The sequence below is a fragment of the Flavimarina sp. Hel_I_48 genome (assembly GCF_000733945.1).
Lineage (GTDB): Bacteria > Bacteroidota > Bacteroidia > Flavobacteriales > Flavobacteriaceae > Leeuwenhoekiella.
The window spans coordinates 570,266-593,621 of record NZ_JPOL01000002.1 but is presented as its reverse complement, the minus strand read 5'-3'; the positions used below and the strand labels follow the sequence as shown (position 1 = coordinate 593,621).

General features: G+C 39.6%; 20 protein-coding genes and 1 other RNA gene. 5 read left to right on the top strand and 16 right to left on the bottom strand.

What is annotated here, in order from left to right:
- Positions 1–160 precede the first annotated feature (160 nt).
- Positions 161–525, top strand: an RNA gene (rnpB, locus tag P162_RS02665) — RNase P RNA component class A.
- A 152-nt stretch (positions 526–677) separates the two neighbouring features.
- Here the strand turns inward: rnpB and P162_RS02660 are convergent.
- From P162_RS02660 to P162_RS02645, 4 genes are all read right to left on the bottom strand, one after another.
- A complete protein-coding gene (locus P162_RS02660) occupies positions 678–1,055 on the bottom strand; it encodes a hypothetical protein (protein ID WP_031425675.1) in 378 nt (125 codons plus the stop codon).
- Positions 1,056–1,234: 179 nt separating this feature from the next.
- Positions 1,235–1,768, bottom strand: coding sequence for an RsmD family RNA methyltransferase (locus P162_RS02655; protein ID WP_031425674.1), 534 nt, complete (start codon positions 1,766–1,768; stop codon positions 1,235–1,237).
- Positions 1,769–1,776: 8 nt separating this feature from the next.
- Positions 1,777–2,556 carry a DUF3822 family protein gene (locus P162_RS02650; RefSeq protein ID WP_051907749.1) on the bottom strand — a complete coding sequence of 260 codons (780 nt, stop codon included), beginning with the start codon at positions 2,554–2,556 and terminating at the stop codon, positions 1,777–1,779.
- Positions 2,543–3,193, bottom strand: a complete 651-nt coding sequence (locus tag P162_RS02645) for a hypothetical protein (RefSeq protein WP_031425672.1) — start codon at positions 3,191–3,193, stop codon at positions 2,543–2,545. The genes P162_RS02650 and P162_RS02645 overlap by 14 nt, the downstream gene beginning before the upstream one ends.
- Positions 3,194–3,315: 122 nt before the next feature.
- Between P162_RS02645 and P162_RS02640 the strand changes: the two genes are divergently transcribed.
- Genes P162_RS02640 through kdsB form a run of 3 tightly spaced genes read left to right on the top strand, consistent with a single transcriptional unit; the run spans position 3,316 to position 6,077 of the window.
- Positions 3,316–4,743: an ATP-dependent RecD-like DNA helicase gene (locus tag P162_RS02640; protein ID WP_031425671.1), complete on the top strand. Its 1,428-nt coding sequence runs from the start codon at positions 3,316–3,318 to the stop codon at positions 4,741–4,743.
- 3 nt (positions 4,744–4,746) lie between these two features.
- Positions 4,747–5,337, top strand: coding sequence for a DUF4126 domain-containing protein (locus tag P162_RS02635; RefSeq protein WP_031425669.1), 591 nt, complete (start codon positions 4,747–4,749; stop codon positions 5,335–5,337).
- On the top strand, positions 5,337–6,077 hold the full coding sequence (gene kdsB, locus P162_RS02630; RefSeq protein WP_031425667.1) for a 3-deoxy-manno-octulosonate cytidylyltransferase: 741 nt from the start codon (positions 5,337–5,339) through the stop codon (positions 6,075–6,077). Before P162_RS02635 ends, kdsB begins: the two co-directional genes overlap by 1 nt.
- A gap of 1,378 nt (positions 6,078–7,455) precedes the next feature.
- On the opposite strand, the gene P162_RS02625 is transcribed toward kdsB, so the two are convergent.
- The 12 genes from P162_RS02625 to P162_RS02565 form a co-directional block, all read right to left on the bottom strand.
- Complete coding sequence (locus tag P162_RS02625; protein WP_035916785.1) at positions 7,456–9,738, bottom strand: DUF349 domain-containing protein; 2,283 nt, start codon at positions 9,736–9,738, stop codon at positions 7,456–7,458.
- A gap of 88 nt (positions 9,739–9,826) precedes the next feature.
- Positions 9,827–10,555 carry a shikimate dehydrogenase family protein gene (locus tag P162_RS02620; RefSeq protein WP_031425663.1) on the bottom strand — a complete coding sequence of 243 codons (729 nt, stop codon included), beginning with the start codon at positions 10,553–10,555 and terminating at the stop codon, positions 9,827–9,829.
- Positions 10,521–11,570: a DUF368 domain-containing protein gene (locus P162_RS02615; RefSeq protein WP_031425662.1), complete on the bottom strand. Its 1,050-nt coding sequence runs from the start codon at positions 11,568–11,570 to the stop codon at positions 10,521–10,523. The genes P162_RS02620 and P162_RS02615 overlap by 35 nt, the downstream gene beginning before the upstream one ends.
- On the bottom strand, positions 11,560–12,540 hold the full coding sequence (locus P162_RS02610; RefSeq protein WP_031425661.1) for a DUF368 domain-containing protein: 981 nt from the start codon (positions 12,538–12,540) through the stop codon (positions 11,560–11,562). Before P162_RS02610 ends, P162_RS02615 begins: the two co-directional genes overlap by 11 nt.
- A 39-nt stretch (positions 12,541–12,579) precedes the next feature.
- Positions 12,580–13,968: a tetratricopeptide repeat protein gene (locus tag P162_RS02605; RefSeq protein ID WP_031425660.1), complete on the bottom strand. Its 1,389-nt coding sequence runs from the start codon at positions 13,966–13,968 to the stop codon at positions 12,580–12,582.
- A 124-nt stretch (positions 13,969–14,092) separates the two neighbouring features.
- Positions 14,093–15,274 (bottom strand): aspartate aminotransferase family protein, encoded by a 1,182-nt coding sequence (locus P162_RS02600; protein WP_031425659.1) that lies wholly within the window; start codon positions 15,272–15,274, stop codon positions 14,093–14,095.
- On the bottom strand, positions 15,271–17,109 hold the full coding sequence (locus tag P162_RS02595; protein WP_081868365.1) for an OstA-like protein: 1,839 nt from the start codon (positions 17,107–17,109) through the stop codon (positions 15,271–15,273). The genes P162_RS02600 and P162_RS02595 overlap by 4 nt, the downstream gene beginning before the upstream one ends.
- A 74-nt stretch (positions 17,110–17,183) precedes the next feature.
- Positions 17,184–17,705, bottom strand: coding sequence for a hypothetical protein (locus tag P162_RS02590; RefSeq protein WP_031425657.1), 522 nt, complete (start codon positions 17,703–17,705; stop codon positions 17,184–17,186).
- A 70-nt stretch (positions 17,706–17,775) separates the two neighbouring features.
- Complete coding sequence (locus P162_RS02585; RefSeq protein WP_031425656.1) at positions 17,776–19,392, bottom strand: FMN-binding glutamate synthase family protein; 1,617 nt, start codon at positions 19,390–19,392, stop codon at positions 17,776–17,778.
- Positions 19,393–19,452: 60 nt separating this feature from the next.
- On the bottom strand, positions 19,453–19,665 hold the full coding sequence (locus P162_RS02580) for a hypothetical protein (protein ID WP_031425655.1): 213 nt from the start codon (positions 19,663–19,665) through the stop codon (positions 19,453–19,455).
- A 242-nt stretch (positions 19,666–19,907) separates the two neighbouring features.
- Complete coding sequence (locus P162_RS02570) at positions 19,908–20,327, bottom strand: hypothetical protein (RefSeq protein WP_164076193.1); 420 nt, start codon at positions 20,325–20,327, stop codon at positions 19,908–19,910.
- Positions 20,328–20,470: 143 nt separating this feature from the next.
- Complete coding sequence (locus P162_RS02565; RefSeq protein WP_241077793.1) at positions 20,471–21,679, bottom strand: amidohydrolase; 1,209 nt, start codon at positions 21,677–21,679, stop codon at positions 20,471–20,473.
- A 545-nt stretch (positions 21,680–22,224) separates the two neighbouring features.
- On the opposite strand from P162_RS02565, the gene P162_RS02560 reads away from it, so the two are divergent.
- Positions 22,225–23,319, top strand: coding sequence for an acyltransferase family protein (locus P162_RS02560; protein ID WP_081868364.1), 1,095 nt, complete (start codon positions 22,225–22,227; stop codon positions 23,317–23,319).
- Positions 23,320–23,356 lie beyond the last annotated feature (37 nt).

Here is a 23,356-nt window from a genome sequence, read left to right as displayed (position 1 = left end):
ATTTCTGAATTTGCTTTTTGTAGCGTTTTGCAAAGATAAAGGTTGTGGTTTAGATATGTCATTGAAGCCCTTATTTGTTAAGCGTATTTATCAACAGGGATTATAAAAGTATATTTTGTTGAAATGTATTCCGGAAATGACTTTCTGCTTACCTTTGCCGCAAGCAGGTCGCCTTATCGCGCTACGTTGACTTCTTGAAGAATGACGTAGGGAGGAAAGTCCGGACACCATAGGGAGGCATAGCGGCTAACGGCCGTCGGTTTCATACTGATTTTATAATTGGTTTTTGAGATCAGGACAAGTGCAACAGAAAGAATGTACAGGTAATGCTGTAGTGCAACCAGGTAAACTCTATGCGGTGCAATGCCATGTATACCGGTTTTTAAGCGTTCCCGCGCGATGCCGGAGGGTAGGCAGATAGAATGTATGGGCAACCATAGATCCAGATAAATGATAAGGATCTTGATTTTCAATACGTGTATTGTGATCAGGATACAGAATCCGGCTTATAGACCTGCTTTTTTTATTTCCAAAGGATGACGCGAAAGGATTTCTTCAGTCGCCGAAAATATACCTAAAAATCTAGTGTTTTGCTTTATACCCTGGTAATCTTACTTTTTCAAATAAACTAACCGGCTCAGCAATTGCTTTTTCTTTGTTCCAGATCACTTGAATAATTAGGGATTACTGCATATTTCGTTTGCCCATTGAATAGCTTCCTCTAGCGTAAGAAACACCCTGAACGGTTTTGCCATGAATCTCTTTTCAAATTTGGCATTCGAAACTTTGGTTTTGCCTGATGTTACAATTGCGACACCCTTTAAAATATCGGAAAACTCAAAATGAATGTAGGCAATAGGATTTACAGTATAACCTTTGGCACGGTTTGAAATGTATACATAAGGCCTTTCCTGAAAGTACGCTGTAAATAATTCTTTATAAAGTGCAAAATGTTCTTTGTCAATTGTGATATTATCGTGAACACTTGTTATTACATAATTTTCGAAAAATTCTATTTTCGCAAAATCGAGTTCTATAACTTCTAAAGCAATCATTGGGAAAAGTCTTTGTGCTTAAAGAATATTTGATTGCACTATAAATATCAAAATAACCTTTATTTCTTTGTAAAGATAAGAATATAATTTACTTAAAAAACTGTGTATTAAATAATTATAATAATGCCCATTTAATTAATGTTCTTAAATATGATCAAAGTAGAAGAATCAGGAAATATTTATTTAAAAAAACTAAAAGAACTACTTCCGTAGTTTCTTACTTCGAAGAAAAACTCAGATGTTGATAGATCTGTATTTTTGCCATGCTCTATAATGAGCATGCCCCCTTCTTGCAGATTACAGTTCTTAAAAACAGTGTCTACGAGGTCTTTAAATTGGGAATCTTCCAGATTATAGGGAGGATCAGCAAAAATAACGTCATATTTGTCACGGCTGTGTCTAAGATAATCAAATACATTTGCTTTTACCGTCTCTATGGGCATTTCAAGCTTTGTCGCTGTATCTGCAATAAAGCGAACACAACCGCTGTGTTCATCAACCGCAGTTAACACTGGCGTTCCTCTTGACGCAAATTCGTAGCTTATATTTCCTGTCCCCGAAAAAAGATCAAGAACCTTGATCTGGCTGAATGTGAAACTATTGCGTAGTATGTTAAATAGAGATTCTTTTGCCCTGTCTGTCGTGGGGCGTACGGGAAGTTTGCCCGGAGCCATGATTTTTCTTCCCTTATGTATTCCGCTAATTATTCTCATAAACTGGTCTAATGAAGGGTGTTTTCCTGTCTTATTGAAGGATTTTCTTCCTGCAATGTAATAGTTCTGATATATTTTCTGGCCAATTGATATAGATCGTTTTCCACATCAAGTGTGCCTATAATGGTAAGTTTATCCTTATCAGGATCAAAGTTTAATTGCTCATAACAGAAGAGTATATGATAAAGAAAATCTTCTGCATTTTGATAGGTGAAAGCATTGATCAACACTAATTTTTTTCCCTCTTGGGCAATCAGGTCAAAATTTCGATCCCTTAACTGAATCGTTATTTCCTTATCAACTGCGACAGCTTTATCATGTATATTTTTGATAAAAAGGGTTATACTGTGATGGTATGAAAAACTACCAAAATGATCGAAGAAAAAATTATTGATATTGGCAAAAGGTATGTAGACAACTATGAGATCAAGTTCCTTGAGCTCGTCATAGACAATAAAGTCTGTGCTTAATATTTTTGTATTATATTTTAGGTAATCTGTGATATGCTCAGGATCAAAAAGCGCTTGTGGAACCACCGTAAATAGTTCGTTACTATAAACGACCTGGACATTATTAAAACGACTTAAATAGTCCTCGTTCGCATCAAACACCTTTTGTAACTGCTGCAGTATATAGTCTGGAGTACCGGTATCCTCAGTAGTCAGATCTATGAGTACAATACGGTTACCTGTATCTTTGTTATAGGCATAAAATGAAAATCCATCCAAGCTGACTTGGATGGATACTATATTTTCATCAATATTTTTTTCCTTACTAATTATCTTCATTGCCGCCGTAACTCTTTGGCCAGTTTCCTACAGTTTTAACATCTGTCATAGATCCAATAATAATGTAGGCACCATTAACACCATCTACAGAGACCACTTGTTTTTCTTTATTCACAAAATCTTTAGGCTGATCTTGAAGCAATAGTTCTTTTGCAACTTTAGCTTCAAAAACAGGTATTCTAATGTCGTTACTCATAATAGTACCTGCATCCATTTCAAATTTAGCATCTGTTCCAGGAACGTTCATCATGGTTTTATAACGACCTGTGTTACCAAAAAGGGAATCTTTTACAGATTTTGTTCCTAAGGTGTCCACAAGAATAATCTCTTTTGTCATATCAACGCCAAATGCTTTAGTGCGTTCTTCATCTAACACAACAGAATCCCTACGCTGAGTTATTGTAAATTCTGCAGTGTCTATAAAACGCTCCAGATCGTTGAAATTTTTTGCAAATTTACCAGTAACCTGCTTATAGGCAAGTTGAGAATCACGAATGTCAATCAGTTTATCAATGGCTTTCTGATAACGCACCTCTTTAAGTTCATTAAATTTTACCTCGCCGTATACTGAGTTGAAAAGTAAGTAGCCCAGCCCCACGATTATAATCCAAAGGACTATTTGAATAACTATTCTCATTCGATAATTGGTTTTAAGTGTTAATTTCGGTTATAGACAAATCTACAAATTTTTTTCAATCGTTCACAGATTATCACAAAAATTCATTATTATCTTTACTGACCACCAAAAAATATACCGTTCTGGATCAACATATTTTCTATAAAAAGCTCAAAGAGGAATTTAAGCACAATCCTACGCAGAAGCAGGATATTGTACTGCAACAACTTAGCGAGTTTGTGCTCAATAAGAGCAACAATACTATTTACTTATTAAAGGGTTATGCGGGGACGGGTAAGACCTCGATCATAGGTACACTGGTAAAGAACCTTTGGCGCGTAAAAATGGCATTTGTTCAAATGGCGCCTACGGGACGCGCGGCAAAAGTAATCAGTAACTATAGTGACAGCCCCGCGCAGACTATTCACAGGAAAATATATTTCCCCAAGAAAGAGCGGGGCGGGGGTGTTTCGTTTAGTCTGCAGCGCAACCGTCACCGCAACACCTTGTTTATCGTTGATGAGGCTTCAATGATCCCAGATACAAAAGCAGAATCCAAACTTTTTGAAAATGGATCTTTGCTTGATGATCTTATGCAGTACGTTTATAGTGGTAACAACTGTAAATTACTTCTTATAGGTGATGACGCGCAGTTGCCCCCTGTAAAGCTGGAACTGAGCCCGGCCCTTGACGCGAAATCGCTCAGCCTTCAGTTTAATAAAGAAGTGGCCGGCATTGAACTTGATGAAGTTATGCGCCAGGCAGAAACCAGTGGTATTCTCAAAAATGCGACGCGCATCAGGGATTTTTTGAATGACGGTCTGTATCAGGATTTTCGGTTTGATCTTGAAGGGCAAATGGATGTGGAGCGCCTGGCAGATGGCTACGAGATCATGAATGCCATCAGTGATTCCTACGGCAATGATGGAAATGAGGGTACGGCAATCATATTAAGATCAAACAAACGCGCAAATCTTTATAACCAACAAATACGCCAGCGTATATTATTTAACGAAGAAGAGATCAGCGCAGGCGATTACCTCATGGTGGTCAAGAACAATTATTTTTGGCTTGATCCTAAAAGTGAAGCGAGTTTTATAGCGAATGGCGATATCATACAGGTTCTTGAAATCTTCAGTATAAAAGAGCTCTATGGTTTCCGCTTTGCGGAAGTAAAAGTGCAAATGACAGATTACCCAGATCTAAAACCGTTTGAAACAACCTTAATGCTTGATACGCTTACAACAAATACCCCATCGCTTCCTTATGAGGACAGTAATAATCTGTATCAGGAAGTAATGAAAGATTATGCAGATGAAAGTTCAAAATATAAGAAATTCCTAAAAGTAAAGAACAACAAGTTCTTCAATGCGCTACAGGTAAAATTCTCTTATGCGATTACCTGTCACAAGTCACAGGGCGGGCAATGGGAGACTATTTTTGTTGAGCAGCCTTATCTGCCTAATGGAATGGACAAAGACTACCTGCGCTGGCTTTATACGGCTGTAACCCGTGCTCGTAAAAAGCTTTATCTTATAGGTTTTAAGGATGATATGTTCATAACAAAATAAAATATGGAGGTCAACTGGCTCATAAGTGCAGCGCTGGGTATAGGTCTTGCAACTGCTGTAGGATTCAGGGTATTCTTACCTTTGCTGGTCCTCAGTCTGGCCGCCCGTTTTGACATAGTTCCTATTGCAGATTCCTGGCAATGGGTAGGAAGTTTACCTGCCTTGATTTTATTGACTACGGCCAGTTTTATTGAAATTCTGGGCTATTATATACCCTGGGTGGACAATCTTTTAGATACCCTAGCAGTACCCCTGGCAGGGATTGCGGGAACTTTGGTTCTCCTTGCCACCCTTGTGGATGTTGATCCCTATATCTCATGGGCACTGGCGATCATAGCTGGTGGAGGGACAGCGGTTCTTTTTGCAGGTAGTACCGCAACCGTACGTGCCGCATCCACGGCCACAACAGCGGGATTGGGAAATGCCGCAGTATCTACCGCAGAGACCGGGGTTGCTACAGGGGTATCGGTATTGGCGATATTCGCCCCGGTTATTGCAATTATCCTTTGTATTATTGCATTCTATATTGTGTTCAAATTAGCAAGAAAGATTAAACGCAAAAAACAGAACAAATCTATTAAACGTACGCTTTGATGTTGAAAACCATTGCCATGATACCCGCGCGATATGAGGCCTCACGGTTTCCCGGAAAACTAATGCAGGATTTGTGTGGAAAACCTGTGATCGTACGCACCTATGAAGCCGCTGTAGCGACTGGGCTATTTGAGGAAGTATATATAGTAACCGATAGCGATAAAATTGAAAAAGTTATTCAGGAGCATGGTGGCAAGGCCATACGCAGCTTAAAGGAGCATGAGTGTGGTAGTGATCGTATTGCCGAAGCAGTAGCTCCTATGGATATTGATATAGTGGTCAATGTACAGGGGGACGAACCCTTTACAAATGCTGCGGATATGGCCAGGGTACTGGAAGTGTATAAAGGTGACGATGCACATATGATTGATCTGGCTTCCATCATGACACCTATGTCCAGACTGGAAGAGATCAATAACCCCAACAATGTCAAGGTGATCGTAGATCAAAATGACTTTGCACTTTACTTTTCCAGGGCTGCCATTCCTTATCCACGGGATATGGAGGCAGGTGTTACCTATTACAAGCATAAAGGTATTTATGCCTTTAGGAAACAGGCGATCATGGATTTTGCACAATTGCCCATGCGCCCGCTGGAAGCTTCCGAAAAGATTGAATGCATACGTTATCTGGAATATGGCCGCAGTATTAAGATGGTGCGAAGCGAAACTCCGGCGCTGGGTATTGATACAGTTGCAGATCTGGAGGAGGCACGCAAAATTTTTGTATCAAGAGCGTAGTTTTTTTCAACTTTAAAATATTCGCAAAAGTGTAAATAACAGCTCAAATGTTTGATTTTTGAGTCATTTTCTAGTTATTTTAACCTGTTTTTGGGCGTTTCCCTGCGGGTCGGGCTTTGTGTTGCAATCTTTTTGTTCGTGCCTCAAAAAAAGGATTTCCACTTCAATCCCTAACGCAAAGAGCGTTTCTGTGTCGTAGATAATCTCTGATAATTTTTTTTGGTTTATAGTATTTTCTATGAAATTTTAATTTTTTTTGACATCTAGTCAAGTCGTTTTGCTTCGGTAACAAGAGATTGCATCTCAAATTTTATAACCTTTTTCACCTACAAAACTTCCATATTTGAAGTGTTTTATTCTGTTTTTGGCGTTTCCCTGCGGGTCGGGCTTTACGCTGCAATCTTTTTTGTTCGTACCTAAAAAAAGGATTTCCATTTCAATCCCTAACGCGGGGATAAATAAGTGATTTTCTTAATATGTTTTTTGTCATTTCGACAGAGCCGCTATTTCTGCGGTGACGAGAGATTTCATTTCAAATTTTCACATCTTTTTCCATTTACTAAACTTCCATTTTCGAAGTATTTTAGTCTGTTTTTGGGCGTTACCCTGGGGGTCGGGCTTTACGCTGCAATCTTTTTATTCGTGCCTCACAAAAATGATTTCCACTTCAATCCCTAACGCGGGGATAAATATGTGATTTTTTTAATATGTTTTTTGTCATCTCGACAGAGCCGCTTTTTCTGCGGCGACTAGAGATTTCATTTTAAATTTTCACAGCTTTTTTCAATTACTAAACTTCCATTTGTGAAGTATTCTAGTCTGTTTTTGGGCGTTTCCCTGGGGGTCGGGCTTTATGCTGCAATCTTTTTGTTCGTACCTTATAAAAAGGATTGTCACTTCAATCCCTAACGCGGGGATAAATAAGTGATTTTCTTAATATGTTTTTTGTCATCTCGACAGAGCCGCTTTTTCTGAGGTAACAAGAGATCGCATCTCAAATTTTATAGCCTTTTTCACCTACAAAACTTCCATATTTGAAGTGTTTTATTCTGTTTTTGGGCGTTACCCTGGGGGTCGGGCTTTACGCTGCAATCTTTTTATTCGTGCCTCACAAAAAGGATTTCCACTTCAATCCCTAACGCAAAGAGCGTTTCTGTGTCGTAGATAATCTCTGATAATTTTTTTTGGTTTATAGTATTTTCTATGAAATTTTAAATTTTTTTGACATTTAATTAATTCGATTTTATTTAAAATTATCATGACAGTTAAAAACAAAAAAAAGCCTTTAACCGAGCGGTTAAAGGCTTTTTTAGGTCAAAAATGACCTATTTTAAGTAATTTATACCCTGTAAAATAAGAACTATTACTTACTTAACAATTAAGATAAGGTTTTGATTTTGGACATTTTGGCTTTCCATATTTCCAGATCTTTTTTATGATTTGCAATATTCTTGTGCACCTCTTTTACCATCGGATTGTCATCCGGAACATGTTGAAAGAAACCGAGGTTGTTTTCCAACTGATTGATATCTGCTTTTACTTCATCTATCTTTTTGGAAATAAAATAACGTTCTTTCTCAATTTGCCGTTCATCATCCCGATCTGCCATAGCAGCGATACGGTTGTCATATTTGATCATTTCAGTCTCTTTACGGCCAAGATCAAGATCCTTGAAAAGCGTGTCAAGCACCTTATTAAAATCCCTCTCTATCCCTTTTTGAGAGAAAGGTACCCTACCGGTTTCCTTCCATTCTGTAATTATAGTATTTATGGTTTTGAGATCTGCATCACGGTCACCAGACATTTTAGTCTCCTTGACTTTGGTAAGTAATTCTTTCTTTTCTTTCAGGTTGCCTTTTTCTTCTTCAAGGGCCTCATTCTTCTCTGCATGTAATTTATCAAAAACGTGATTACAAGCTGCCTTAAATCGTTTCCAGATTTTATCGCTGTCTTTTCTGGGTACGTGGCCTATTTTTTTCCAGTCAGACTGAATTTTTTTCATGAGTTCTACGGTTGTGTCCATATCCTCATTGTCCTTGTTGTCTTCAGCAATTTTAACGAGTTCCATTTTTTTCTCCAGGTTCTCGTACTGTTCTTTTTTCTGATCTTTATAGAATGCGTTTTTATTCCGATTAAAAGTTCGTGTGGCTTTTTTAAAACCTTTCCACATTCCATCACTCTTTTTGCGGGGCACTTTTCCTATTTGAAAGAACTCATCCCTAAGCGCTTCCACTTTCTTCATCTGGTTTTGCCAGGCATTGTGTGATTTTACGGATTCTGCCGCGATCTGCTCAATTTTTTCAATTACGGCCTCTTTTTTGGAGAGGTTTTCTTCATGAATTTTTTCGCGGTTATCAAAATACACTTGTCGGGCATCGTGTATTTTTTTTGTGGCTGCGCTAAATTTCTCCCAGATTTCCTCGCGGTATTCCTGTGCAACGGGGCCTATTTCTTCTTTCCACATTTTGTGCAGCATTTGCAGCTCTTTAAAGGAACGGGTCACATCCTGTGCCTTTGCCAATTCTTCTGCCTGCTCTACAAGTTTGAGTTTTTTATCTAGGTTTTCTTTAAAATCCTTATCCCTGAATTCGCGGTTAAGGTGAAGAAAATCGTAAAAATTCTCTACATGATGATGATAATTGTTCCAAACCAGGTTGTAGCGGTCACGCGGTATATTACCAGCATTCCTCCAACGTTCCTGTATGTTTTTAAACTTATCAAAGGTCGTATTTATACTGTCTTCGCCGCCCACTTCGTCCTTAAGGTCCTTAAGTTCTTCAATGAGTGCATTGCGGTTTTCCAGATTGGCGTTTAGATCCTTTTTGAGTCCTTGATAGTAATTGTTGCGCTTGTCTCGGTACTCAAAATAAAGCGTGTTGAATTCCTTTTTTAACGGACTGTAATACCTGAAATCTATGATATTGCCGCCTTCTTCAAGAAACTTCTCTTTAGCTTCATCCTGCTCTTCCTCAAACTGGGAGATAAATACAGATCTAATTTCATTGACAGGTTCTTTTATCGCCTGTACCTTATATTTAGAAAGGAGGTATCTAAATTCTTTGATCAGTTCTTCTTTGCCAAGTTTCTCGTAGTCTTTCTTAGGGATCGTATCACGTTCTGAGGCGCTTTCATCTTCGCTGTCTTCGGTGAGGGCGTCGTCTACATTATCAGCCTTAGCCTCTTCATCATCCTCTTCTTCCGCAAAATCTTCGTATTCCTCTGTATTTGCTTTTACAGCGGTATTTGTTCCTTTTGAGTCGGAATCTGACTGGTTTTGGCCAATTTCTGCCTTGTTTTCAGCAGCATTGGAGCTTTCTGTAGCCGTCTTTTCCGCAGTTTGATTTTCCGTCTTATCAGCCAATTTTTCGGTGTTTTCAGTCGGTTTTTCGCCTTCTTTGACTGATTTTTCAGACTGTTTGAGGTCTTTTCCCGAAGGTTCAGGTTCCTTTTCTGTTTCGGTTGTGTCTGATGTGGCATCCTGAATAACGTCTATCGATTCTGTTACCAGCGCATCATCTTGATTTACGCCTGAAAATTCTACCTTTTCATCCAGACCTTCCGCTTTGGAATCGTTAGTATTTTTAGATTCTTTTATAATTGCTTTTTCGGCAAGATCATCATTTTTGCTTTCTTCTTTGCTCCCTTTTTGCTCTTCGGCCATGGTCGTCCTTTTTAATGTAGATTGCTAGAGGCGTTAAAGATACTATTAACTGTTTACATAGCCAACGTACCTAAGTGTTGTGAACCTGTTAGTTCCAGATTTTCCAGGCGGCCTCCGCCTGAAACTCTAGCATGCCCTGGCCGTTAATAATGGTCGCCCCATGTTCTTCCCCGTTCTTGAGAAAGCGGGTTTTTGCCGGGTTATAGACAAGATCAAAAAGTAGATGTTCTTTTGTGAGCAGGCGGTAGGGAAGGGCAGGAGCTTGTTCAACATGAGGATACGTGCCCAGTGGGGAGCAATTGATGATGAGCAAATGCTTAGAAAGTATTGCGGCATTGAGCGCGCTATAGCCCAACTGATCTTTTGAGGGGTTTCTCGATACAAAAGTATAGTCTATATCTTTTAACTCCAGGGCATACGCAATCGCTTTTGATGCACCGCCGGTGCCTAAAATCAATGCTTTCTCGTGCATTTTAGTAAGGTAAGGTTCTAAACTTTTCTGGAAGCCTACATAATCTGTATTGTAGCCTTTTAAACGTCCATCGCTCAACCTTTTGATTGTATTTACTGCCCCTATGGATTGCGCATGTTTGTTGAGGTCATCTAAAAGAGGTATGATCTCCACTTTATAAGGAATGGTGACATTATACCCTTTTACATCACTCTGGTTAGTCAAAAGTGCTTTAAGTTCTTCAATAGTCTTGCAGTCAAAATTGACATAGTGCGCGTCTATTTGCTCCTTTTTGAATTTCTCTGTAAAATAAGTTCTTGAAAAAGAATAGTCAATGTTCTTTCCTATCAATCCGAATTTGTCCATTTTCTTTGTTTTTATCGCCATACCTGCCCAAAGCAAAAACGATCAATATACCAAAAATAATAAATGCCAGGGCGACCACATTTTCCACTGAAAATTCAGTAGGCAAAAAGCGGTCGTAGTTCTGGAGAACGGGATCCCCCACGCGATCCAATTTTATCGTTCCTTCAGCCGTACGTTCATAAATAAATATTTTCCATGGCCATACCACGCCAAGGGAGCCTGTAATGAAACCAATGATCAACGCGTTAGTCTCATTTTTAAAATTTTTGAGAAGATACCCTAAAAAGTTGGATAGTGTAACCAGGCCTACAAGCGAACCTAGTGTAAATACCGCAAGTACCTGAAGCAGACGCATATGCGTAGCGCTGTCAACAAAAGAAAAATCCCACTGGGCAATACTGAAAAGGGTATCATAAAGCGCATTGACAGAATCTACTAAAAGCAGTACATAATTGCCTATTAAAATGAGAATAAATGAACCGGAAAGACCTGGAAGTGTCATTCCTGAAACGCTTATTATACCACAGAAGAACACAAAAATCAGATCGTCGTTCTGTGCGGCCGGTTCCAGCAAACTAATGCCAACACCCGCAATAACGCCCAACAATAAAATCGTAATATTTTTACGCGTCCAGGCTTCAAAATCTTTTGCTATGTAATAAATACTGCCTATGATCATCCCAAAAAATGCACTCCATACGTAGAGTGGATAGGATTCTATCGCAAGGTCCAATACTTTTGAAACACTAAAATAACTGATAACCATCCCAAGCATAAGAAGTCCAAGGAACTTGCCATTCACATATTGAACAAAACTTCGGAAACGCCCATTTAAAAGTAGCTTGAAAGCTTTACCATTTACTTTTTGCAGGGATTGAATAAATTCTTCATAAAAACCCACAACATAAGCAACCACACCACCAGAAACACCGGGTACTTTATTGGCCGCGCCCATGGCAAGACCTTTAAGAATCAGCCAGATTTTGTCTGAAAACGTTCGGGTTTCAATATTCATTTTTCTCTTTGGAGTTAGCAAATCGTTCCAATAGAAAAATAGTGAGAAAACCAATGATAGTGAATACTATTACCAATATTATTTTTGGATCTCCATCAAAGTCCGTAGGAAGGATACTTTTTTCCAGAAGTGGCACTTGCTCGCCGTGACTGTTTTCCCTAAATGAAAGTACTTCTTTCCATGGCCAGACTTTATTCAAAGCGCCTATCATAAAACCGGTAAGCAAAGAAAGTGTGATATTCTGATAGTTTTTAAACAGGTAGGTAAGCGCTTTTGAGAATACTTTGAGGCCTATAACGCAACCCAGCATAAAGGTGAGTAACTTTAGGAAAGCATCTTTAAACGCGTCCCAGTCCGTAGCCACAAGGCTATCTACAAAGCGTTGCACAGTCCCCAGGATCACAGCGTAAGATCCAAGGAGCAACAAAATAAAAGATCCTGATATTCCAGGTAAAATCATTGCAATGATCGCAATAAAGCCTGAAAGGAAAATAAAAAGATAACTGTTGGGCGTTTGTACAGGTTCTGCGATAGTGATATAATAAGAAATAACTATACCTAAAATACCGGCTATGATCACACCTACATTATAATTTGTTATCTGCTTACCAATATAAACGATGCTGGCAATGATCAACCCAAAGAAAAATGCCCACAAGAGAAGCGGATAAACTTCTAATAGAAAAGTTATCAGTTTAGCCAGTGACAGGATACTTATGGCGATACCGCCAAATAATGCCAGTAGAAAGGATATGTTGTACGTTTGAAAAGCATTTTTAAAGCCCTCTTTTTTCCATACTTTGAAAAAACCGGTATCGAGCTGATCAATCGTAGAGATCAATTCTTCGTAAATGCCCGCAATAAACGCAATAGTGCCACCAGAAACACCCGGCACAACGTCTGCTGCACCCATGGCCAGACCTTTTAACGTAATTACAAAATAATCAAACGGTTTCCGTGATTTTGGCATAATAAAGAAATTGGATAGCCGCCAAAAATAGGAAAACTATTAGGAACTTTTGGCCTGTAGTATTTTCTGTTGCACAGATTTTTTTGCGTAAGCGTATGGAAAGAGTTCTTCAAGGATCATCTCATATTCAGGCTCCAGGTTGAGGCCGTTACTGAGGTGAAAATGTCCTTTTAAATCTTCACCCAGTGTGAAATATAAACCTGCCAAACGGAACTCAATTTCAGGATTTTCAGGGTAAAATTCAATTGCCTGGTGCAAATTCTCGATACTGGCTTCAAATTCACCTAAATTGGTTAAAATATCAGTCCTTGAAATCCAGGTTTTAAGTTCATAATTACCAAGTTCAAGCGTTCTGCTGTAGCCGCGTTCTGCCTCTTCATAAAATTTAAGACGGTCGTTTATTTTAGCATACCGTTTCCAGTACAGTACATTTTCACCGTCTATATTGATGGCTTTGTTTATATAATACAGCGCCTTTTGATAATCCATTTTGCGCACGTAGAAGTCGGTTATCGCAATCCAGCCTTTATCAAGCAAAGGATCTTCATGTACGGTTTTGCTGAAGTAATCCAGCGCCAGATCATCACACTTAAGTTTTAAATAACATTTCCCAATGCGCAGGTAAGCAAACGAAGTAGGGTCATCAAGGCCCAGGGTTATCTGATAGTTTTCAATGGCTTCATTGAATTTACCCAGTTTTTCAAGTACTTTTCCTTTTTCGAAATACGCACCTATAAAAGTGTCATCACTTATGATGGCAAAATCATACGCTGCAAGGGCTTTGTCGTAAAGTTTTAAGTCAAAATATTGCTTGCCCACCTGATGCCAGGCCACTTCGCTATATGGATTCTTGTTCAGGAACATATTAAGATACTCAATGGCCTCCTCATGCTGATCAAGAAAATCAAAACAGTAAATTATATTATAAAGTGAGGCATAATCGTCCTCATCAACTTCAAGACATTTCATGAAATTGAATTTGGCATTTTGAAAATCTTCCATAAAAAGATATTCCATACCTATAAGGGAATAGATATCTGCGTCATCCTCTGTAAGTTCAAGGGCCGACTCTAAAAGCTCTACTGCTTTTGCGTGGTTGTCCTGCTTAGAAAAAATATTTGCCTTTTGAATAAAAATCTCTTCATTTTGAGGTTCTATAAGATACAGCTCATTTAAGAGACGATCAGCTTCTTCAAGCTTATTCTCAAAGATCAGGATTTCTATACCGAACAATTTAAGGTTTGACGACGTGGGATGCTGATCAAGACCGAGTTTAACGGCTTTTTTGGCAAGGGCCATTTTACCGTTTTCCAGATAATGATTCACAATATCTTCAAACTCTTCTGAATCAAAGAAAACCACATGATTCGTTTTTAACATCGATTCAAAACGGATAAGCGGGAAATCTTCTTCGTGATTGAATTTCATACACCGGAATATTTATAATTTCAGCCTTATTAAATTTATAAAGGCAAAACTGCGTACGTTCTAAAAATACGTTTTGTTATCAACAAAGTAATCAACAATCAGACCTTTTTTGATCAAAAGGTGTTTACTTTTGAATAGTATCCAGAACCTGTAAAAGTATTTTACATCCCTTTTCGATTTCGTCGTAGCTCACCGTAAGGGGCGGGGTGATGCGGATGGCACGGCCTTCAAAGAGTAGCCAGAATAAGATAAGACCGGCATCCTGACAGGCAAGAATAGCCTGGTCTGCGATAGCGGCTTCTGGCATAATGGCAGCAAGCATAAGTCCTTTTCCCCTAATTTCTTCAATTAGAGGATGTTTTAGCAGACTACGCACCAGTTTTTCTTTTTCAAGGGTTTCGGCAATCAGATCCTCTTTTAAAAGCTCTTTTAGCGTGGCGAGCGCGGCTGCAGCGATAACTGGATGCCCGCCAAAGGTAGTTATATGCCCTAGCTTTGGTTTGTCTGACAACAATTGCATGCGTTCCCTTGAAGCTGTGAATGCCCCAATGGGCATCCCACCGCCCATACCTTTTCCCATAACGAGAATATCTGGCACCACATCAAAATGCTGAAAGCCAAAAAGCTTGCCCGTACGCCCAAAACCCGGTTGGATCTCATCTAAAACAAGAAGGGCACCCACATCCTCGCAGCGTTTCTTTACTTTTTTTAGATATCCATTTTCAGGTAAAACAAAACCTGCTCCACCCTGAATGGTTTCCAAAACTACGGCCGCTGTACGTTCAGTAATACTTTCCAGGTCTGAAACCGCATTGAAAGTGATGAAATCCACATCGCCAATGACGGGTTCAAAAGGGGCAACACGTTCCTTAAAATCCATTAGGCTCAAAGCACCATAGGTATTGCCGTGATACGCCTTTTTTGCGGCGATAATCTGGGTCCTTCCCGTACTTCTACGCGCTAATTTTATTGCTCCATCAATAGCTTCCGTACCACTATTGACGAGGTAGGTTTGTTCTAAGGGTTCAGGCAACTGTTCTGCAAGTAGGCGTGTGAGCGCTACCGCTGGGTGCTGGGCATACTCACCATACACCATAACGTGCAGGTACTTCTCACTTTGTTCTTTAATGGCGTTTATTACCGAGGGATGTGTATGCCCCAGAGTACATGCCGATACACCGGCTACAAAATCTAAATATTCTTTACCATAGGAATCATAGATGTAAGACCCTTTTGCATGGGAAATCTCAAGAGCCAAAGGGTGGGGCGTAGTCTGTGCCTGATAATTTAAAAAGTCCTCTTTCACTGGTCTTTTCTATTTTTAAGGATATTTTTTTTGACTTTTTCCTTTTTCAGTTTACCGGGTTGAGGCAAGACCTGCGGAGCAAGCGAATCCCGTTGTATTGTTGCTTTATCGTTGACGGGTATACCAATTTTAGGGGCATCTTCCTCACGGTTTTCAAGATCCTCAGGATTGAGTTCTGAGACTTCGGGGAGTTCTTGCGGTTTGTCTTCATTGTTTGTTGCAAAAAAGTCTTCTTCAATCTGTGGCGGTGGAATTCCTTTAATAATGGCCAGTTCATAGGGTTGATCGCCCTTAAAAATATCTTCTTTTTTCAGGATTTCCTCATCTCCGCGCCAATTAAGTCCGGGAAAGGAGCGTTCTTTCTTAGGAAATTTAGACAATGGATATGCATTTCCCACGACATCTTTGCGTTTTGTCACCTCGACAATTTCCTGATCCTCAAAATTTATCTGTAAAGAGGCGCTTTTCCCTTTGTCGATAGACTGTAGTATCCCCTCTTCGGAACGTTGATAAATGATGCTTTCTGCATTGGTCACTACATCAACCTGATAGAGTTGGTTTTCTTTAAACATGCCATAAAGTGTTTTTCCAGAAACCTGATTGTACCCAAGATCTTGTGGATCACTGGATAATGCTATGGAATCCTGTTGTGCTATAAAAGCATTGTCAAAAACCTTTAACGAATCCAATTTATCGGTTTTTGGATCGCTTTTTAAATGAATGGTATCACCGGTCATCTGGCTACGGCCGTTCCACAGTATGGGATTACCCAGCATTTTTGTGAGGCCAGAATGTTGATCGCTTACCAGGGAATCGCTTTTACCGCTCATATCTTTTTTGAAAATACGCACATTGGGATACGCCCTGACAATGCGATCATCCGGCTTGCCCGTCACAACGAGCCGGTTGCCATGTATATAAATACTATCGTTTTCCTGCTTGGTGATCGCAACCGCCCTTTTTGTGATAAAAACAGAGTCTTTAGCTTTGTAAACTTCGGCATAATGACCGCGTATAACACTGTTGTTTGCTGTATCTACAACCTTAATATTATTGGTGGCCGATGCAAAATTATTGTTTCGGTCAAAATAGAGACTGTCACCGTAAACGGTTCTGTTGTCATAGTCAATACGCGAATTTTTCACAAAATATCCTATATCGGCATGCGTGTCGTAAAAACCGCGTTCACAATAAACGACACTGCTATCACTTGTAATTGTTGATGGGCCATACAGATAGGCGTGCCCGGGATTTGAAAAATAATCCAGTTGCTCGCTGTCTATGACATATTCTGGATTAGTGAGTACAACATCCTGGATAAAGGAATATTTATCCTGCTCCATAAAATAACGTCCTATCTTGCTCACTACAGTACTTGCGGTATCTTTTAGGGTTCCGCCGCTGCGGTAAAAGGCCTCCTGTTTTATACGGTCCATATAGAGCGTATCTGTAGAAAGGGTAGCGGTGGGGCTTTGCATATCCACCTGGCCAGATGCGTACGCAAACTGGGTATCACCATTATATTCTGCGTAGCGGCTGGTCATCGTTATGGTATCTCCCTGGTTGATGCGCACGTTTCCATAAGCTTTTACGAAGTTCTCTTCCTGATAATGAAAGGCAAGATCGCACCACATTTTTATACCCTCATGCTGAATATAAACCTGATTGTCCATTTTGCGCATAATAAGCGCACCCGGATAGGTAGCTTCATCAATTTCCTCGAGGTCAGAATCTATCCTGATCTCCTTCCCTTTTTTAGGACTGTCCTGTGCTAATGAAATCAAATGAAACAGCAAGAAAATCAGTGAAAAACAGACTTTTTTCAATTTCGGCATAACTAATTTTGTGCAAAGATAACGGAAAAAGCAGCGGCTTGCGTATACAGCTACGTGAGATATAGGGCAAATCGCTAGCCTATCACTTCTTTTATTTCCTTTTTGAGATATTCAAGAGCCACGGAAGAAGGTGGCGTGTTATCCAGAAGTTCCTGGAGAATATGCTCCCGAAGTTGGCCAGCCGTAGTTATTGTAGGGTTATGGACCGTTTGACGTACGATCTGGATCGTCCCGTTTTTAGCAGATTTGATAATGTTCCAAAGCTCATCACTAAGATAGATTTGCTGGGAAAGATTGTGCTCAAACTCCTGTTCTATCGTCAATATGAGAAGTTGCTCATAAGCAGATTTATCATCACTCTGGGGAGAAATACGAATTAAGAGTTGGCTGGGTTTGATTCGCTCCAAGAAGAGTGCCAGGCGTTCATACGCCTGTAGTCTAACGGGGAGCGCATCTGCCTGATTATCTTTTTGTAATAAAAACCGGCGTCTTCCATCTTCATTTTTTATAAAACCGTTAAAAAAGTAATAGGCCAGAAGTGCTACAATTACCGCAGGGAGCAGTGATTTTAAAATTTCGATCAAAATGGTTTCCATAAAATATTTACTAAAAAGTAGCTTTTAAAGCCGAAAAAGGGCATTTTATAGCTATTTATTCAATTTATTTTTAATACCGTACTTCTTCTTCTTTTTCGGCTATTTGCGTTTTTACCATTTCACGTTTTGTGTTGTAATGCCCTCCCAGAAACTCACACTCCTGTAGGGTTTTCATATTTGTAAAAGGTACTTTTATTTTGTGATAGCCAAAGGAACTCGCCAGGGTTTGCGTCAGGTTTTTGTCTCCCAGGCTAAAGTCAACATCTTCCATGGTCATCTGGCAGGGGTGCTCGTAACCGCAGGCATGCGTAATCTCAAGAAGCTCTTTTCTAAAATTCTTAAAATAAAAATGAGCACGTACTGATTTATCTTCAACATTGATACCCGCCTGCAACCATTTGTTCTGTGTAGCCACGCCAGAAGGGCAGGTATTGTTATGGCAGACCTTTGCCTGTATGCAACCTACAGACAACATGGCCTCGCGGGCAACGTTGATGACATCAACGCCCATGGCAAATGCCATGGAGGCCTGTGCGGGAAGTCCCAGTTTACCGCTGCCCACAAAAACGATACGTTCGGTAAGGTGGCGATCTTTAAAAAGGCGGTACATATCTGCGAACGCGTAAACCCAGGGAAGGGCAACGTGATCCGCAAAACTGGGCGGCGCGGCACCCGTACCACCTTCACCACCATCTATAGTGATAAAATCAGGGCCTTTTCCGGTTTTTACCATAAGATCTGCCAGGTCACGCCACTGGTCAAGTTTGCCAATGGCGGCTTTTATTCCCACGGGAAGTCCCGTCGCCTCGGCGATTTGTTCAATAAATTCCAATAAACCTTTTATACCATTAAATGCCGAGTGGGTAGGAGGGGAGAGCACATCTTTGCCCATGGGCACATTACGTATTTCTGAAATTTCCTTTGTTATTTTTGAAGCAGGGAGCACACCGCCCTTTCCGGGTTTTGCACCCTGGGAAAGCTTGATTTCTATAGCTTTTACCTGCGGATTTTCCGCTACCAGTTTTTCAAGCATTTCCATGGAAAAATTCCCATCATCATCGCGCACGCCAAAATATCCCGTACCAAAGTGAAAAATGACATCAGCTCCCATTTTATGATAGGGTGAAAGGCCGCCTTCGCCCGTATTGTGATACGCATGTGCTTTTTTACATCCTAGATTTAGAGATTCCAGAGCTTTCGCCGATAAGGAGCCAAAGCTCATGGCAGAAACATTGATTATAGAGGCAGGTCTAAAGGGTTTGCGGCGCTTGTTGTACGCGCCCATAACTTTTGCACTGGGCAAGAAATAAGGATCTTTTTCATTGGGATGCCCTTCCTCGACTTTGTAGGCCATCATCGCGTTGTTAATGAAAATATAATTTGGCGCATAAATATCACGGTCTGTACCAAAACCTTCATAATTGTTCTCATTCTTGGCAGAAGCATAGATCCAGCCACGTTCTATTCGGTTAAAGGGAAGTTCTTCTCTATTGTTTGCCACAATATACTGGCGCAATTCTGGTCCTATACTTTCAAGCATGTACCTAAAATGCCCTACAATTGGAAAATTATGAGTGATTATATGTTTTTTGTTGAAAAAAATATCGCGTATGGCGAGTAGTGCCAATGCAACCAACAACCAACACCACCAGGGTATTTGTTGGAGAAAATCGAGAACTTCAGTCATAAAAAGTAGGATATTTGATTTGAGAATCCAAAGATACTGTTTATCCCACGATTGACGATTTTAGTCCCTTAATTTTGAGATTATCGCATTTCTCTGTCGTTTTCTCTTGTTGGAAGAACAAAAGAAGGGAATAGACAGTCCCGCAGTAGCTGAACCGGTGGCAATAATGAATCCTCCCAGAATATTCACAAATGGTTTTGCTTCGTAATCAGCATCATTTGAGGTGATAGTTATAATTCCCAATCCTGCCATAAGGGCGCCGGCACTTGCCATAATTATTCCGGTCTTTTAACGGCGTCTATATTGTTTGTCGCTTTTTAAGAAAGCATTGAGATTCAACAATTCAATTTCGTTGTACTGTTTAATGGAATCAAATGCTATATCGAACCTTTCTAACCTATGTCGCTCCCGTTTACTAGATTCTTGCGAAAAAGATTCCGAAGAAAAGGTTAGAAGGATAACTATTGAAAAAAAATTTAGGTTCATTAACTTTTCAATGTGCTTTTTCATCAAGATTACGCTTTAGTTTTTTCCAGCAAATCCTCCTTTTTATTCTTAAACTTTTTGGAGGAATTAAAAATGGGAAATGTCGCTCCAAGACAAGCGCCGCCAAGAATGATAGAGGCACCGCCAGCAAGATCTTCTAAAGGATAGGTGTCTACAGAACCGTCTCGCTGTGTGAATAATAAGATGCCGGTAGTGGTTAATAAAGTGCCTGCGCCAGCAAAGATAAATCCCCATTTCTTTTTGCTTCTATACTGTTTGTCATAATTTAAAAATGAGTGAAGTTCGTCATATTTAACTTCGTTATCATAATTCTGTGCAACCGGGTCAATGTTAAACTTTTTAAGCGTTTTTTGCTCTTTTTTAGTAAATTCCTGAGCAAATGCTGAAGTTGACAAAAGCAGAGTCATCAACAATAAAAATACCTTCATAACCATATAATTAGGTCATGAAGGTATGATTTTTTGTGGCTCGTAAACATAGATTTTCAAAAATTTTGAACAATGAAAATCGGTTAACGTGCTATGAACTAAATGGTAAGCTTACCTTTTGTAAGTCTGCTAATCTCTTTCATTTATTGCGCATTCAGATAATCGATTGGTAACTGGGTCATAGCCTTTATGCCTAGCAAAAGTCCATCTTCGTCAATTTTAAAGTCAGGCGTATGATGAGGGTAAGGTTCTGTATTGCCCGGGGTCATACCTCCTAAAAAGAAGTAAAAACCGGGAACTTCTTCTTGAAAAAAGCTAAAATCTTCTCCTCCTGTAGTGGCTTTTACCAGTTTTACATGGTCATCACCAGCAACCTGTTGTAGCGTGGGCAACATTTGTGCGGTGAGATCAAGGTCATTGTAGGTAATGGACGTGGTATTCTGAAAATCTACCGTAGCACTACCGCCATAGGTTTTGGCAAGTCCTTCTGCCATTTCGGTCATGCGCTTTATGATAAGTTCTCTCATATCAGGATCTAGCGTACGTACGGTACCCACCAGTTCTGCACTTTCAGGAATGATATTAAAGCGTACGCCGCCAGTGATTTTTCCTACCGTTATCACAGCAGCTTCTTTGGTCAATTCTGACTCCCGACTTATAATAGATTGAAAACCGTCTATGATTTTTGCCGCAATATAAATAGGATCCACACCGTCCCAAGGCGCTGAACCATGGGTCTGTTTTCCTTTAATATTCACGACAAAACGCTCAACCGCCGCCATGGTTCCGCCAGGTTTGTAGGCAATGGTACCTACGGGGGTAGCAGAATTGATATGAAGTCCAAAAATCGCATCTACATCAGGATTTTTGAGAACACCTTCTTTAATCATCAGCTTTGCACCACCTTCTTCCCCTGGAGGTGGCCCTTCTTCTGCTGGCTGAAAAACAAACTTTATGGTTCCGTTTATCTTATCCTTATGCATTGAAAGAATTTCGGCAGCGCCCATTAAGATGGCTACGTGCGTATCATGGCCACAGGCGTGCATCACACCGGTTTCAGAACCTAGAAACGTAGTGTTCACCTCGCTTTTGAACGGCAAGTCATTGCGTTCTGTTACCGGAAGGGCGTCTATATCTGCCCTTAGCGCAACGACTTTGCCAGGGTTGTCACCTTTTAAAACTCCAACGACACCAGTTTTAGCCACACCGGTCTCTACTTTAATACCCAAAGACTTGAGATGTTTTGCGATTTTTTCTGCGGTCTCTGTTTCGCGATTGCTTAGTTCTGGATGCTCATGAATATCCCTGCGCCATTCTATTACCTGGTCTTCAATAGCATCTGCATCTGCCATAAGTGTGGCATCTGGCGTTTGTGCCTGCGTTTGATGGACTAAAAAAAGTCCAAATAATGTGATTAATGTTCTTCTCATAAAAGTTGGTGTTAATAAAATTGATTTGTTTGTGTTTCGTCCGAGTAAAAAACAGGGAATTCAAGTTGGTAATCTATAACCTGAATTATTGAAAGCTGTTTATATTGATAGATCTTCAAGGTTTGTGGAGTGTAGACTAATAAATTTCCTTTTGCCGTAGCTAAAGAGGATAGGAATAGGAAGAACGCTAATCATAAACTGTATAATATAAAGTGTTAAAATAATGTTTTCTCAGGAAAAACAGGTGTAAAAGAGGAATTATCGGTACAATTATAATAAATAGTCTATAAAAACGGAATGTTAACCATACAATACTTAAGGTTTCATAAACTGAAATATAGAGATTAGGGTAAAGTTTTTCATTTTTAGTTTTTATATAATAAATACACCTATATTTGAACTTTTTTAGAAAGTTTTAAGATTAAATATTCCAGTAGGTTTAAGGACAACTGGATAAGACACCCCAAATGTTTACATACTTCGACAAGAAGATACAACAAGTTCAAAATAGGGAGCAAGTTTTGAGAAAGGATAAAAAGAAACCTTTTTTACAGCACATTCACTATTTTAGAGGTTTTGCAATCGTCAATATTGCGATGATTCACCTGCTTTTCCCTTATTTAGGAGAACATGTAGCGCTATTTGAAAAAGCCCGTATAATCGTGGAATTGATTTTTTCAGACAGTACTTTGTATTTTGTGCTTATTGCAGGCTTCTTATTTTCATATCTGGCCTATAAAATAAGGATTGAGGATTATTACAGAGTCAAGCTCAAGACTGTCATACTTCCCTATGTTATTATCACTTTTTTAGTTACTTTACTAAAAGAATGGCATTTACTAACTGGAGGCTTCTCCCTGTCCTTTTTTACAATTTTATTGAAAAATGTACTGCTGGGTACGGTTTTAACCCCTTTCTGGTATATTCCTTTTGTGGCGGTTGTATTTTTAATAAGTCCGTTTTTTCTAATGCTTTCAGATCAGACTTTTAAAAAGATTACGCTATTTGCGATCTTCCTTCCGTTACTGGGGACGCGTCCTTCCATAGTAATTAGTATTTGGCACTTTGTATATTACTTTCCCGTATATATGCTGGGCATGCTGGTTGCACGAAATTATACTGAAGTCCTTACTCTGATAAAATGCTATAAAATCTGGCTTCTGGTTGCTGTTTTCTTATCAAGTTTTATCCTTAGCTTTTCACTAAGATTACCAGATGACTCCTATTTTCTGCAACAAAATGTATATTATGGTCTTTTCTATATTCAGAAGCTGGGGATATCATTTTTACTATTGTATTACCTAAAACGGTTTGATAATAGGCGGATCAATTGGCTGGATTATCTTGCCGTATACAGCTTCTCTATTTACTTTCTACATACCATTATACAGTATCCCATACAGAAGATTATGTATTTAGCACCTTTGCGGCCTTATATTAACCATGCACCCGTACTGTATATCTTTTTCGTGGCCGTGGTCATATTGCTTCTTACCTTACTTATAAGTATGGCGCTCAATAAAGTTCTGGGCCGTTATTCGCGTATGATAATAGGTGCTTAACAATGGTTATATAACGAGACCGCGGTAGCGATTTCAG

What these genes read in the sequence shown, in the direction of transcription:
- kdsB (WP_031425667.1), top strand. Translation starts at nt 5,337, where the DNA reads ATGTTGAAAACCATTGCCATGATACCCGCGCGATATGAGGCCTCACGG.
- P162_RS02620 (WP_031425663.1), bottom strand. Translation starts at nt 10,555, where the DNA reads ATGGACAAATTCGGATTGATAGGAAAGAACATTGACTATTCTTTTTCA.
- P162_RS02615 (WP_031425662.1), bottom strand. Translation starts at nt 11,570, where the DNA reads ATGAATATTGAAACCCGAACGTTTTCAGACAAAATCTGGCTGATTCTT.
- P162_RS02580 (WP_031425655.1), bottom strand. Translation starts at nt 19,665, where the DNA reads ATGGCAAGTGCCGGCGCCCTTATGGCAGGATTGGGAATTATAACTATC.
- P162_RS02650 (WP_051907749.1), bottom strand. Translation starts at nt 2,556, where the DNA reads ATGAAGATAATTAGTAAGGAAAAAAATATTGATGAAAATATAGTATCC.
- P162_RS02625 (WP_035916785.1), bottom strand. Translation starts at nt 9,738, where the DNA reads ATGGCCGAAGAGCAAAAAGGGAGCAAAGAAGAAAGCAAAAATGATGAT.
- P162_RS02605 (WP_031425660.1), bottom strand. Translation starts at nt 13,968, where the DNA reads ATGAAATTCAATCACGAAGAAGATTTCCCGCTTATCCGTTTTGAATCG.
- P162_RS02645 (WP_031425672.1), bottom strand. Translation starts at nt 3,193, where the DNA reads ATGAGAATAGTTATTCAAATAGTCCTTTGGATTATAATCGTGGGGCTG.
- P162_RS02570 (WP_164076193.1), bottom strand. Translation starts at nt 20,327, where the DNA reads ATGAAGGTATTTTTATTGTTGATGACTCTGCTTTTGTCAACTTCAGCA.
- P162_RS02655 (WP_031425674.1), bottom strand. Translation starts at nt 1,768, where the DNA reads ATGAGAATAATTAGCGGAATACATAAGGGAAGAAAAATCATGGCTCCG.
- P162_RS02560 (WP_081868364.1), top strand. Translation starts at nt 22,225, where the DNA reads ATGTTTACATACTTCGACAAGAAGATACAACAAGTTCAAAATAGGGAG.
- P162_RS02595 (WP_081868365.1), bottom strand. Translation starts at nt 17,109, where the DNA reads ATGCCGAAATTGAAAAAAGTCTGTTTTTCACTGATTTTCTTGCTGTTT.
- P162_RS02610 (WP_031425661.1), bottom strand. Translation starts at nt 12,540, where the DNA reads ATGCCAAAATCACGGAAACCGTTTGATTATTTTGTAATTACGTTAAAA.
- P162_RS02590 (WP_031425657.1), bottom strand. Translation starts at nt 17,705, where the DNA reads ATGGAAACCATTTTGATCGAAATTTTAAAATCACTGCTCCCTGCGGTA.
- P162_RS02585 (WP_031425656.1), bottom strand. Translation starts at nt 19,392, where the DNA reads ATGACTGAAGTTCTCGATTTTCTCCAACAAATACCCTGGTGGTGTTGG.
- P162_RS02635 (WP_031425669.1), top strand. Translation starts at nt 4,747, where the DNA reads ATGGAGGTCAACTGGCTCATAAGTGCAGCGCTGGGTATAGGTCTTGCA.
- P162_RS02565 (WP_241077793.1), bottom strand. Translation starts at nt 21,679, where the DNA reads ATGGCAGATGCAGATGCTATTGAAGACCAGGTAATAGAATGGCGCAGG.
- P162_RS02660 (WP_031425675.1), bottom strand. Translation starts at nt 1,055, where the DNA reads ATGATTGCTTTAGAAGTTATAGAACTCGATTTTGCGAAAATAGAATTT.